Here is a 14,455-nt window from a genome sequence, read left to right on the forward strand (position 1 = left end):
TTTGTCTCAAATTAAATATTCTGAAAAAAATCTATACATATGAAAAAAATATTACTCACTTTAATGTTTGTAAGTTTTTTAAATACCAACGCGCAAAACCCGGTTCAGGAATTTAATTTCAACGGAAATTTAAATAGTGCAGATAATTCAGTTTCGTTTTTAGGTGCCCCTGTTTTTGTAAATGACAGAATGGGAAGTCCTAAAAGTGCTTTACGTCTTACGAATAAAGCGTATCAGGCTGTGGTGGGCGATCTTCCGCAGGATAATAAGCCAAAGACGATATCTGTATGGGTGAAATTTAATGCTGTAACTGCAGCCAATTATATTTTAGGATATGGGGCTGCAGCAAATGGACAGTATTTCGGATTAATACAGCAGCCAGCAGTTTCAGGTAATTCGGATCTAAGTTTAGTTGGCTGGGGAGATGCCAATAATGTTGTAGTTTCTGTACCGCTCGCAAAGGAAACTTGGTATTTCTATAGCATAACCTATGATGGAAATGTCTCTAAAATTTACCGTAATGGAGAATTATTAAAATCTGTTGAAGGAATTCAGCGTTCGGCAAAGGGTTATATTTTAAATATAGGAAAATTAAATACCGCAACAAGTATCAATGCAGATATTGACGATCTTAGATTATATACTGTTGCTATGACAGATGAGCAGGTTAGGGAAGCCTATAACAGTTCTAAAGCAACAGCTGCTGTTGCTGCTCCAGCACAAGCTACGCCTGTTGCTAATGCCGTAAAGAAAACAACACCTACACCTGTGAAGTCAGCAGCTCCTATTGTTGTTGCTTCTTCTTCAAATGAAACCAATAGAGGCGGAAAAAACATTGAAGTTTTTTCACAAGGCAAAAAAATAATGGACTCCAACGGATCTAATATTGCCGATCTACCCGAAGGAACTTATTTGATTAAGGTTACAAATGATTCTCCAAAAAAATAAACTAAATATTCATAAAAAAGAAAGCCTTCTGAATTTCAGAAGGCTTTCTTTTTAGCTTAGTACGCTAATTACTACGAATAAAACTACTAGTAATATTATGGCGTATCTTGTTATTTTTGAGGTATTCATTTTATTATGTTTTTAATTTTTGGAAAGTTAAAAAATTATTCCAAAATGTAATTTACAAATTCATTCCTTTTATCATGAGGGATATCATTATGATTAGATTTTAATATCATAGTATTCCAAGGTTTCCATTCATCAGAAAGTTCCGTATTAGTTATTTTATAATGTTCCAAAAGTCCTTCTACAAAATAATCTTTTAGAGGTAGATCTAAAACTCTTTCTTTTCCATCTATAGTAAGTACAATTTTGTATTCTAAAGTATTTTTTTCATTAATATGGAAAGTGAATTTACCACTGTCCCAAGAACTTAAATATTCCAGATCACCATCCGAATCATATTGTGTAGGAACAAGATTATTATCTTTTTCGTATTCAAATATCATAGACATTATACGTTCATTTGCCCATATATAGAAAACTTCTGCATAATCTAGTAAGTCTTGTTTTTCTTTCTGATTATCCCACCAATATATTTCGGAGTAAGTACCGTCTTTATTAATTTCTATTTTTACATGATTGAATTTTTTTGTAGAATCTTTTAGTTGATTGTATGTTTCAACCATTTGTCTAACAGTTTCCCTAATTGGTTTATTAGAAATTTCGGATTCTGTCGAGTTGTTTCCGCTTATATACTTTACAATAAAATTGTAACTACCCTGTAAAGTGAAAATATATTCTACAACTAATTTATCATAGCTGAATTCTGTGTAATTTTTTACTATCTCTGAAACTAAAAAATTTATTTCCATTTTTTTTTAATTTTTAATTATGGATTTGTTATACTCTCTTTACTGAGGACATTACTGTGCTTACCATCAACATAGACGTTAACATCAACAGCATATGGTCTTTTCGAATCTCCTTTAAAATAAAATTCCATTTCTACTTTTATCTTACTGTTTGGATTTGCTCTTTTAAAGTCAGATACTGCTGTCTCCATTTTGTACCAATCTCCCCCGGCTCTATTTTGCACAGCATTTTGAGAAAAATAATTTATTTGCTCACTAGGTCCTCCCCATTCGTTTCTAAATATATGGCCACCATCGTCATTTGGTAATCCATCTTTAACACGTTTCGTTTGTTGTTGAAAACCTTCATTTCTTGCTTTTGTAGCAAAATCAAGATCGTCCATAACTGCCTTATTAACCCTACCTAAATCATCTGTTTCAAAAACATATTTGGCATTATCTACAGCATATTTAAATTTTTTCATTAAAGGAGGAGATACATTTAGAAACTTATTCCAACCTTGTGCTTTGTCTCCAGATATTGCATGAATTTCATTGTCCAAAATTTCAGCCCATCTTTTCCCTTTATTATCTACTAAAATTAGTTTACCATCAAGTTTTTTAATAGACCATGTACTTGGTAATTGCTTAGTAATTTCAAGTAATTCAGCCAATTTTTTAGAACCTAATGTTTTGTTAAGATCCTCTAATACTTCTTTATCAAGATTACCTGAGAAAGATTTCCCCATCTCAATACCATCAGGACCATCACATTGTGGACATTCATTAACTGGTGGAGTATCTACTTTAGTTGCTGTACCATTTGGTTCAATTCTATACCAATGTGTGTCTTCGGCACGTTTTATTCCATCTTTAAAAACGGTAATTGCTCCATCTGTTGTATAAACCGCCTTACCTGTTGCCTCTGAAAGAGCTCTAGCACTATCTAAGTCATTACATGAAAGTAATATTATTTCTTTCTTATTTTTTAATTTTTTACTTAATAATTCACCTAGTTCTTCTGGGGTATGTTCTATTCCATCAACAAGAAATTTACCTTGATCTGTTGCATGTAAACTTAAAGATAATTGGTCAGAGCTTTTAATAGCCTTTTTTAAAGCATCCCCTATAGTTTCTCTTAATTTTTTACTAATACCTGGTTCTAGTTTTGATAAAGGCGTAATAACAAATTTACCAAATTTATCAACTCCAGCTTTTATAAGAGGACTGCTAATTTTTGCAAATTTACCCATTACTGCTCCTACAGCATCAAGTTTGTCTAAAGTTTGGAAAAATGCTGCCAATCCCTCAGCTTCTCCTGCACCATAAAAGCAAGATATTACAACAAATCCAACTTCTCCCGTGGCATAGGAAGCCATACAAGGATTGGCAGAATATTTATCCCATTGTTCTCCTGCAAGATCTCCAATTGTTGACCAGCTAAGTTTTGTTAAACCATCCCATAATTTAACAGCTTGATCATCTTCGTTTGTAATTATTTTAATTACCATAGAGGCTCCTTCTGGAACCCCTCCTAAAGCACCAACTAAACCATTCCAAATACCACATGTAAATGCAAAACCACAACGGCTTTCTGAATACTTTGCTACATAGGCATTATTATTCGATATAAAATTGTTCAGTTTATCCTTAACTATACTAAATGTTAGTAATGAGTAAACCTGACCAGGGATTGGATTATAATCTGTATCATCCGGATTATAAAAACGAATTGGAATTTTCGCTTTTCCTATAATACCTGCTAAACCATCTAACATTGCTGTTAAAGGATTAAAGGGAGTATAAGTTCCCTCAAATTTAGGTAATACCTCAATTAAAGCCTTAAGGTATTTATTCATTTGTGATGTTCCTTTTCCTTCTATACCATCACCAAGAAAGGTTTTAATTGAGGGATCAGCAGCATTTGTAAAATCTATTAATAAACCAATTTCTTTTCCTTTAATAGAATTTAAATAGTTGTTTATCTCGGTCTTTTTATCTTCTGGAGTTAAGGAATCAACAAAATATATTTTACATAAAATTCCTGAATCTTTCTGTATTCCTGCTAATTGATTTAATATTTTTTGTTTCTCTTTTTCTGAAATTACGGTTGCTAAATCAAAAACGTGAGTAGTTTGTGTGTTAACATCAGTTTTGTCTTCTGTGTAATTTTTGTTGGCATTTTTCCCTAAGTTAACTACATAATTTTCATAACTTGGATCGGTTCCATCACCACCAATGCTATCAGGAGCATTACATCCGAGATTGCCCCAGTATATGCTTCTTGTTTCTTTAGTTTTAACAAAATATTGAGCTGCGCTATAATCGGCGATATATTTGTTTAATGCCGCTGTATCTTTGTCTTCTATAATTTTTCTTAATCTTTCGTTATAATCGGTTCTTAGATATTTTCTGTTATCACAAGTTTCTTTATTATTAAAGATTAACCAAATTGGAGCACTGCCACTTGGCTTTTTGAAATAATTTTCAGCTTCATAATCTTTACCATTACCATTCAGTTTATAAGTTTTTGAGTCTAAATTCCAAACGTAATTTAAGGTGTCTTTACCTACTATAGATTGAAAAGCAATAAGCATTCCTTCATCTGGTTTTGGAATTTTATCTCCAGAGAGAATAGTTCGGGTATTAGTTGTCACAAATTCCCACTTAGGGGTTAGTCCATATCCACCAGCCAAAGCCCCAGAAGAACTTTTCTGGAAACCATAGAATTTCCATCCACCGCTATGAATGATGTCCCAGTCGTTGTGAGATAAAACAGTACCATTTCCATAATCCATTAAAAGATTAGTTTTACCTGATTCTGCTTCTGTTGAAAATGGATGTTTTAGTCCAAAAATACCGTGTCCTAATTCGTGTGCAGCAGTTTTTAGATTTCCGTTATTAAATACAAAGGCGTACTGACCGCCTAAAGGCATAAAACCATCGTAACCATTTTGGCCCGATTTTCCAGTGTATAGAACATAATACGTTTTCTCGTTGTATTTAAAATCTGTGTTAGCTTCTATCTGACTTATTATGTCTATCTGGCCGTCTGTGTAAACATTTAAAAGATCACTGTTGCCACTTTCTATTTCAGATGGCAGATCGTTAATTTTTACATTTTGAGATGTTACTGTAAACTCAATACCAGCTTTGTTGTAAACATCATTAAGGAATTTTGCTGCATCAGCATTATCTGGAGTTTTCGCTCCATTTATTCCTAATAAGGTTACACTAATTGGCGTTTTCTTGGTTAAATGCCAAACATTTAATTTACCTGCAACATCAGATTTTCCTTCAACAGTTTTAGTTGTGTCTTGTACCGATTTTACTGGTGCTCCTTTTACTGTTGCAATAATGGCATCTTTACCAAAATTCAGCGTTTTCTTCAGTAAAATTTTTGCGGTATTGTCTGATGTGTTCCATTCAGCATCAACTTTTCCTCCGGAGCTTGTTTTAAAGACAATATCAGAGCTTTTTTTGCCATTAGAGAATTCTGCTCTTGCAATAACATAATCGTCTCCTTTTAAGTCTGATACTGCTTTGTAATTAACTTTATAAACTTTTCCGTCACCTGTTGGAATAAGTTCGTAACTGCTTTTAAGTTTTGCAGATCCGTTTTCAGGCTGTGGGTCAAAAGCATATTTAGCTTCTTTACTATCTTCAAAAGTAATTTTTACATCTGGAGATGAAATTTGAGCAACTTCTCCGCTAGATGACATTCCATTTGTATTAGAAGCTGTTGCTTTTCCGCCAGGGGCAGGAGCACCAATAGTTGGCGCAGCACTTCCGTTAGCAGGAATTGTAACAGTAGTTCCGTTTTTATCCGTATAAACCTGATCGTATGGAGATTTTGGAAGCGTTGTTTTAGCTCCATTTTCTCCAATGATAGTTGTACTTCCATCAGGATTTAAAGTCGCCGATTTTACAACATAATCTAGTTTTCCTTCAATTGGTTTTCCGTCACTTCCTAAAATATCGGTAAGGATTTTATCACCATCAGCCATGTTGCTCCATGTAGGATCATAACTCGCGATAATTTCTCCTGAAATCAGTTTAAAATCGGTATTGACACCAATGTTATCAAAAGTGATTCTGATACGAGAATATTTTCCAATATCTGGGCCACCTGCAGTATTTGCAGCATCTATAAGGGTTCTGAATTTTTCTAAGAATGGTAAAGTAACATAACCGTCTCCGCTAAATTTACCGTTGCTTCCGCTTGAATGTAATACTACAATTGGGAAATCTCCCGCTTTTACTACATCATTGGCAAATAATTCAGGAAGCGGATTTTTGTTGGCTAAATCTGCCGGATCTGGTTTAATACCACAGCCTACAAAAGCAATTTCGTCTTTTGCCATTGTGGTAAATTCCTGAATTGTACTGTGGGTATATTTACCAACTTCGCAAGATGCACCAACTGTATATTCGTAAGTTGCATTTGGTTTTAAATTACTGATAGTTGCAAATTCTCTTGGTGTAACTATTTTATACCAATCTGAATCTGCATTTTTTTCACGGTAATTTACCTGATAATCAAAATTGTCAATGTCACCGCTCCACGTTATTTTAGCTTGATCTTGGCTGATATCTGTTGTAGTGATTGCCAGCGGCGCCGTACAATAGGTTTCGTAAGTAAAAGAGAAAATTTCGCTGTATCCGTTATTTTTAAAAACACCCACTTCTTCAGCTCCCAAGAGAGCTTTTGCTTTTACTCTCCAAGCATATTTTTTGCCAGGAAGTAATTGCGGTTCTGAAACGCCATATTGCAGTGTAGTCGAACGCGTTGTGGTTGTATAAAGAGGAGGTGAGTAAGCAAATGCATTTTGAACTGGAGTATATTTATCCCAGATTTCAACTAATGAAAATTCGTATTCTACATTGCTGACATTGATTTGTCGCGGTGTCCAGCTGAAAATAATGTTTTGAATGTTCTGCTGCATTATTGAAGCATTGTTCAATGGCAGATTCAAGAAAGGTGGATCATTTTGAAAAATGATTGTTGTTACACTGGTTTTTTTAGACAGTTTTTTGTTGGTCGCAAAATCATAAACCTCAACAGAAAAAGTATAAATGCCTTCTGGAAGTGCCTGAGCATATTGATTTGGGTTAACTCCAAGAAGATTTTGATATTCAAAGTATGGTGCTAAATCTACGTTGGTCAACTGAAGCGGAACTCCACCTTCTAGAAAAAGATCTCTCGCTCCAACTACAAAATCGTTTGTCATCAGCGAAATCGACTGTCCTTGGAAATAACATTTTAATCGAATCTGACGATTTGAAATCGTTAAATCGTTTAAGGCAATCTGCACTTTAATAGGACTATTTATGGTAGTCGCATCGGCATAATTGTTTAAGTAGATTGGAGATGGCTGTGTAATCTGCGTACTTATAGTAACTGGAAAAGTCTGTGCTATACCAGAAACCATTGCCGAAAGCCAAAACCCAAGGGTTAGAAATAGTTGAAATTGTAGTTTTTTTAGCATTTGGGTGTTTTTATAACTATTATACTTTAAAATCTTCTCTTAATGTTTTAATTCGATTGAATCGTTTACTGCTTTCTCTACCGCTAATTGATGGTAAAATGGAATCATTTTTTCTTCTAATTCTTTACTGATTTCTGCAGCAGGTTTTTTGTCATTATTTAAATCAAAAAATGTATTGACTTCCTGTTTACTGAAAGCAGCGAATGATTCGTTATTCTGCAGTTCGCTCTGAGGTAACTTAGCAAGAAGCGCAAACTCTTTCATCATCCATCTATGATGGATTAGCTGTTCTTCACTTTTTTTACTTCTTTCTACTAATTTTAAATACCTGTTATAAGCGGCTTTATCTTTTGCATCTTCGCTGTTTACTCCGTGCATTTTATCTGTATTTACACGGCCAATTGCGGCCACATAAACTTGTTCGATATTTTGATCTTTTGCTGCTATTTCGCGATTTAATTGCTGCACAATATCAAAAAGTATAGTGTTGTATTGAGCAACTGTTTCTTTATCTAAATTATAGGCATCTAGATAATCCAATACTTTTTCTTTGAATTCTTTGTCGTCTAATGTCATTCGAACAACATTAAGAAGTTGATTCAGTTTTTCTGATTCTGATTCAGGAACTGGTTTTAAATCATTTTGAAGCTGTTCCAGTTTTGTGATAATTTCACTTTTTGTTCCTTCCAAAACAACATCTTTGGATGAAATTTTGAGAATATTATCCGGTGTTTCATTTGCCGTAACTGCTGGTTTTTCTTCTACTCGTTTAGGACGAAGTTTTATTTTATCAAAAGAATACGTGTATGATAAAGTTGCTGTTACATCATTATTTCTTACAGTTTGAGAGCTGCTAAAAAGTGTTATGCAGTTCAATCCGAAATTATGTTTTTGCAGATAGATATAAGATCCGTTTAATCGGATATTAAACACGTCATTTACTTTTTCACCATCATTAAAACTGGTATTGTAACTAGTAGAAAACGAGGTGTTTAGTTTTTTGTCATAAAATAATTTAGTAGCTCCAATTGTTGGTCCTAAAATTAAATTATCACCAGCATCAAGTTTTCCAATGGTGCTGTTAAAAGAAGCTGTTAGATTTAGGTCTTTTTTCGGGTAACCAATAATGTATGAAAGACCTGTATTGTAATAAGTACTTGCACCGCCTGCAATTGTTTTTCCTTCTTGCTGGTTTACTGCATCTTGCATGCTGAATGTCGCATTGAAAGCTTGTTTTTGCTTTTTATCATTTTTAAGAAGGTAATTAATAGTAATTGCTGCGTTTTGATTGACTTGTCTGAAATTTAAGGTGTCCAAAAATTCATATTCTGAGGTTTGATTGATGTAATCAAATTGATTTCGGCTGTTGGTATACGATTGAAAATTAGAGTAATTAAGGTTAAAATTTAATTTTTGATTGGCTCTAAAATCGGCACTGATAGAAGAAACCAGTCTTTTCATCTGACTTTGTTTCTGTTTGTCTAAATTGTCTTTCTGTAAACCTAAATTCAGGTTTAAACTCAATTTATCTTTGTATAAAGTCTGAGAAGCATTTACAGTAACATTTTCTAAGTCATTATTAAAATAATAACCTCCTAATGTTCTGTAGTTTGGATCAATTCGTTCGTAGCCTAAGCCTAAAGTTCCTTTTCCGGCAGGATAAACCAACTGTCCTTTTAAGGCTTTATAACTTGCTGTTGTTGAGTTAGAGTTTAAAAATAAAGAAGCAACATTTTCGGCTTTTCTATTATCGAGTACTCTTGTATCTTCGGTAATACTGCTAGTGGCAAATTCCGTTAAAACTTGTAATTTTTTGAATAGTTTAAAAGAAGTTTCAAAACTAATTGCCGCATTTTCTTTTGGAGAAACACCTAATTCATAAGGAATTGGAATTGATAGCGAATTCATCTCGTCTTTAGCCTTAAAAAAGGTAAGTCCAAGGTTTATTTTTTCTAAAGAATATTGGGTTTTAAATCCGTAACCAAATCTTTTGTAAGTAGGAACAAGTTCGGTGTTTAAAACATCGTATTCGCTGCTTCGAACCAAACGTCCGTACATTGCACTAATCTTAAATTTTCCCTGCGGCGTTAAATCAACACCTAAACCTGTGAACTGATGTCCTGCTAAAGTATAAGGAGAAAAAGTCATGCTCACATCTCCAATATGCCCTGTAATCCATTTATAAGAAGGATGAATACTTAAGCGATTCATAAGAACAGGCTTATTGTACCCAAATTTTTGACTGGTATACGAAAATGAAAAAGGTATATTATATAAACCTGCGACGTTCACATTAATATTTCCGTTTAAGAAATAGGTAAAAGGCTCTCTGGCTGCATTTCCAGAATAGAATACTCCGCTGGCAGAAGCACCACCGGAGACATTTATTAGTTTGGCTTTTCCTAATTCTTCAACATTGAAATTTTGCGCAAATCCTAAGGCATTACACAATACGATGCTAAAAAATAATATTCTTTTTAAATTCATTATGATAAATTCAGGGCAATGAAATAGGGAAGGGCTAACCTTATATTTCGAACTATTTTATTAAAAATTGACTTTTTGGTTTAATGACTGGGCTTATTGTATAATTAATTTTCTCAGCTTAGTTCCTTGCTGCGATTCAAACAATACAAAGTAAATCCCTGATGAAAGTCCGCTTAAATTAAAATTGAACGAATATGCATCTTTTCCATTTTCACTTTTGGAAGCAATTACTACGTTATTATTTAAGTTATACACTTTTATGCTTGCCCGCATTACTTTATCTAATGTTACATCTACGGTAAATACTCCGTTAGAAGGATTTGGATAAATTTTCAAGTCGAATTTTTTCTGTAAATCTGTTTCATCCGGATCGACATATTCTCCTTCTGTAACCAAAATTGTTTTGGTTTGATTAGCCGTACATCTTCCTTTTTCTGTGTTTAAAGTAATATCGTATTCACCTGCTTTTGCAAAACTCATTTCGGCATAATCTCCGTTATTGGTAGTTACAACTGCTTCTGAAGGTAATATCCATTCGATTTTATCTGCTTTTGGATTACTAATATCAACGATAATGAATTTTTCATTTACAAATACTTGAGAAGACATCGCAAACTCAGCGCTAATGTCAGATTCCTGACTAGATATCTTAATAGTATCTGTTGCCTGGCATCCTAATTTGTTTGTTACCACAACAGTATAGTTAGCAGGTTCAGAAACAGTAATCATTGCATTCGTGCTTTTGAAACCTTTATCAGAAGTCCACAAATAAGTTGCTTGATCATCATCTATTGTTGCATTGATTGTCAGACTTTGTTTGTAGCAGAGCGTAACATCTTCTCCAAGATAAATCACATCTTTTGGAGGATCAACAACAGTGTAATTTCTTGTGATTTTACAACCTCTGAAATCTGTAATTTCTATCGAATATTCGCCCGCAGATGCATTGCTTAACGTATTTGTTTTTTCGCCTGTATTCCATAAATAAGTATATGGAGCAGTACCAGCAATTGGAGTTACGACAATTTTCGCATCAGAACCAAGATAACATGTTGGCATTTTGATGGTTTCTGAAGCATCAAGATGTGCTGGAGCAACAAACGAAATAGATTTAGTAAAGCTGCAACCGTTAAAATCGGTAACTGTTACAGAATAAGTTCCTGGTACAACATTTTTTAGAATTTCTGTTGTTGCTCCAGTATTCCATAAATAATTATATGGTTTGGTTCCGCCAACTGGAGTTTGAGCAATTGTCCAATCATTTCCGTCACCACACAATGTGTAATCTGCAGAAAGTGTATTGTCTAGTTTTTGAGGTTCATTAATGATAAACGAATCACTTTTAGAAACGTTGTTTTTGGTATCGGTTACCTCAACATAATAGGTTCCAATTCCTATACCTCCTAAAGTTACATTTGTTCCTAAAACTCCTGTATCTGGAACAGTATGCCATTTGTAAGTATAACCAGCAAGACCACCAGCTGCATTTGCTCTAAGACTTGCATTTTTATCTCCGTTACATAAAACTGCATTTACTGGCGTAATATTTACTACTAATAATGCTGGTTGTGATATTTCGTAAAGTTCTGAAGTTACAGAACATCCTTTAGCATCTGTTACAATTGCATAATATTTACCTGCTGCTAGATTTGATACTGTTGAGGTTGTCCCAGTTACTTGAACATTTGAACTTGTAAACCATTTATAGTTATAAGCTGTTGTTCCGCCTTGAACAGTGATGCTGATGCTTCCGTTAGAAAGTCCAAAACCTGTAGCAGGAGTAACTGTGTTTTGAATTATTACAAGTTGTTTAGGTTCTGTAATTTCAACATTTACAATCGAAGTGTAATTACAACCTTTACTGTCTTGTACTTGTATGTCGTAAGTGTTTGCTTTTAAATTAGGAATTACTGCGGTTAAATTATCAAAAGCTACCCAATTACTGTATCCAGAATCTTGCGATTTGTAACGGTATTGAAATATATTGCTTCCGCCTGAAGCAGTAATAGTAATTGTACCATCATTGTAACCTAGACAGCTCACATTTTTTTGTGTATTTGTTACTACTATAGCATCTGGCTGTGTAATTACAATTGATTTACTAGTAACTTCTACTTTATTAAAATCTTTTACAATTGCATAATAAGTTCCAATTTCCAGATTGTTTAATAGTGCACTAGATTCGTTTGGAATTTTTATTCCGTTCTTGTACCAAGAAATAGTTCTTATACCAAATCCGCCATTAACCACTGCAGTTATAGAAGCATTCTGACCATTGTTACAAGTAATTTCTGCCGATTGACTAATGCTGATTTCTAATACATTATTGTTAAAATCAAATTCTGTTGATTTTGTACATCCAGTTGCATCTGTTGCAGAAACTGTATATATGCTTGAAGCAAGATTTGTAAAATCAATTTGTTTTAATGTCGAATTTGGAACATCTTTAATAATAGTTCCGTTGCTGTCTTTGCATACATATCTGTAAGGAGCAACTCCACCTACGATTTCGATATGCAGTGCACCGTCACTATTTCCAGCAGTTGGAATAGTTGGTACAATTTTGTCTAAATCAAATCCGAAATCTTGCGGCTGATCAATTATAATATTGCTTAAAGTTCCCACACATAAATTTCCGTCATAAACTGAAACAGAATAGGTGCCTTTTCTTAAGCTGTATTGGTTTTTTGCTGTGCTTCCGTTACTCCATAAATAAGTATATACAGGGGCTCCCGCAACGATATCTGGAGTTCCTCCAGTAACATTAATTTCGACTACTCCATCAAATCCGTCATAACAAGTAACATCTTGTTTGTTTGCTGTTGTAACAATAATTTGAGTTGGCTGCTTAATTTCAAATAGAGGAGAAGTCACTTGATTGTTGTTTGAATCTATAACACTCACATAATATTTACCTGTTACAATGTTTCCTGTTGCTGCTTCAGCATCTAAAGTTGTATTGATTAAAGTACCGTTTTCTTTATACCATTTGTAAGTATAAAATCCTTGTGCGTTGGGAACACCAGTTCCTGCAGCAGCTTTTGCTTTTAAAATACCTGTTGCGCCAAAACAATCAATCGTTTTTGCGATTGAGATATTTACTTTAAGTTCTAATGGTTCAATAATAGTGTAAGGTATTTCAATAGAACAATTTTTACTATCAGTTACCACTAATTTGTATGATCCAGCTAATTGATTGTCTAAAACAGCTGTAGTTTGACCAATGATTTCTACATTATTTTTAAACCATTTATAAGAATAAGCAGGAGTTCCTCCAGAAATTTGAACGGTGATTTTTCCGTTGCTCAAGCCAAATCCAGAAGCATTTTTAACATTCTCGCTTGCTATGGCTAATGCATCTGTTGGTTCTGTAATAACAATAGTTCTACTAATTGAACAGTTTACAGCATTTTTGTCTGATATCGTTACGTTGTAAGTTCCAGCGGGAAGGCCAGTAATATTAGTTTTTCCGTTATTATTTGCTGAATCGTAATCCCATATGATATTGTAATCTGAAGAACCTCCAGTTATGGTTAGATTAATTGTTCCATCATTTCCGCCATTACAAGAAACCTCTGTTTTTGTATTGGTTATAGCTAAAGGGTTTGGCTGTGTAATAGTGTATTCGTTAATTCCGTACAAGATGTTGTTTTCTTGATCTGTAACAGCAACGATATATTTTCCTGCTCCTAAATTAGAAACCGTTTTTGTGGTTGATAAGATAGTTGCTGGAGCTAAAACATTGTACCATTTATAAATATAAGCCGGAACACCTCCAATAACGTTTGCAGTTAATTCGGCGGTTTTATCGCCATAACATTTTACCTGCGTATTCGGCGTAATTTGAATTCCCGTAATATCTAATCTTGGCGGCTGTATTAATGTATATTCTTTGCTTGTTGAACAATTATTTTGGTCAATTACAGTTAGAACGTAAGTGCCGGCATCTAATTGATTTAGGAGTTTTGCAGAGCCAATAATAGTTGTGTTTCCTTTAACTCTCCACTCATAAGTGTAGGCAGCAGTTCCGCCAGTTACATTAACTTCTATGATTCCGTTTTTAGTTTCAAATCCAGTTAAATCTTTTACCTGAACATCGTTTATTGTTAATGGCGCTGCTGGTTGAGTAATTACAATATTATTTAATGGAATTGTACATCCATTATCATCTGTCACTAAAACACTATAGGATCCTGATGAAAGTCCTGTTAAATCTTGAGTAGAAGCATAAGTAGCTGCTGAACCATCTTTTTTCCACACATAAGTATAAGGCAAAGTTCCTCCCGCAGGCGTAATGTCTATTGTCCCAGTATTATTTCCATAGCACAGAACAGGTAGTTTTGAAGTTAATGAAACAGTTAGTAGATCGGGCTGTTTAAGATCGAGTTCTGCTGTTTCTTTAACTGCATTAACATTATCAGTAACAATTAGTTTGTATTTTCCAAATCCTAAACTTGTAATAATATTGGTATTTCCAGCAATTAAGTTACCGTTTTTGTACCAATTGTATGTATAGTTTAAAACACCTCCGCTTACATTAGCTGTTATTTCTCCGTTCGTATTTCCAAAACATTTAATCGATTTAGATTCGTTTAAAGTCACAATCAATTCAGGATTTTCTACAATAGTGAATGTTTGTGTTGCAGTACAAGAATTCTTGTCTGTAACCACCAGAGT

5 protein-coding genes are annotated in these 14,455 nt (G+C 33.9%); 1 reads left to right on the top strand and 4 read right to left on the bottom strand.

Translation table 11 applies throughout. The features are described 5' to 3' along the window. Positions 1 to 39: 39 nt before the first annotated feature. Positions 40 to 948 (top strand): LamG domain-containing protein, encoded by a 909-nt coding sequence (locus QE431_RS07125; RefSeq protein ID WP_307294214.1) that lies wholly within the window; start codon positions 40 to 42, stop codon positions 946 to 948. A gap of 164 nt (positions 949 to 1,112) precedes the next feature. Here QE431_RS07125 and QE431_RS07130 read toward each other — a convergent pair whose 3' ends face one another. The 4 genes from QE431_RS07130 to QE431_RS07145 all read right to left on the bottom strand — a co-directional run bounded on the left by QE431_RS07130 (position 1,113) and on the right by QE431_RS07145 (position 14,449). Further along, entirely contained in the window at positions 1,113 to 1,637 is a 525-nt protein-coding gene (locus tag QE431_RS07130) for a hypothetical protein (protein WP_307294217.1), read from the bottom strand. Between the two features lie 203 nt (positions 1,638 to 1,840). Next, a complete protein-coding gene (locus QE431_RS07135; RefSeq protein WP_307294221.1) occupies positions 1,841 to 7,291 on the bottom strand; it encodes a DNA/RNA non-specific endonuclease in 5,451 nt (1,816 codons plus the stop codon). Positions 7,292 to 7,330: 39 nt separating this feature from the next. Next, a complete protein-coding gene (locus QE431_RS07140) occupies positions 7,331 to 9,778 on the bottom strand; it encodes a hypothetical protein (protein WP_307294223.1) in 2,448 nt (815 codons plus the stop codon). Positions 9,779 to 9,871: 93 nt separating this feature from the next. Then, a complete protein-coding gene (locus tag QE431_RS07145) occupies positions 9,872 to 14,449 on the bottom strand; it encodes a T9SS type A sorting domain-containing protein (RefSeq protein WP_307294226.1) in 4,578 nt (1,525 codons plus the stop codon). Between the last annotated feature and the right edge of the window lie 6 nt (positions 14,450 to 14,455).

The organism is Flavobacterium sp. SORGH_AS_0622 (assembly GCF_030818825.1).
Lineage (GTDB): Bacteria > Bacteroidota > Bacteroidia > Flavobacteriales > Flavobacteriaceae > Flavobacterium.

What these genes read in the sequence shown, in the direction of transcription:
- QE431_RS07125 (WP_307294214.1), top strand. Translation starts at nt 40, where the DNA reads ATGAAAAAAATATTACTCACTTTAATGTTTGTAAGTTTTTTAAATACC.
- QE431_RS07130 (WP_307294217.1), bottom strand. Translation starts at nt 1,637, where the DNA reads ATGGTTGAAACATACAATCAACTAAAAGATTCTACAAAAAAATTCAAT.
- QE431_RS07135 (WP_307294221.1), bottom strand. Translation starts at nt 7,291, where the DNA reads ATGCTAAAAAAACTACAATTTCAACTATTTCTAACCCTTGGGTTTTGG.
- QE431_RS07140 (WP_307294223.1), bottom strand. Translation starts at nt 9,778, where the DNA reads ATGAATTTAAAAAGAATATTATTTTTTAGCATCGTATTGTGTAATGCC.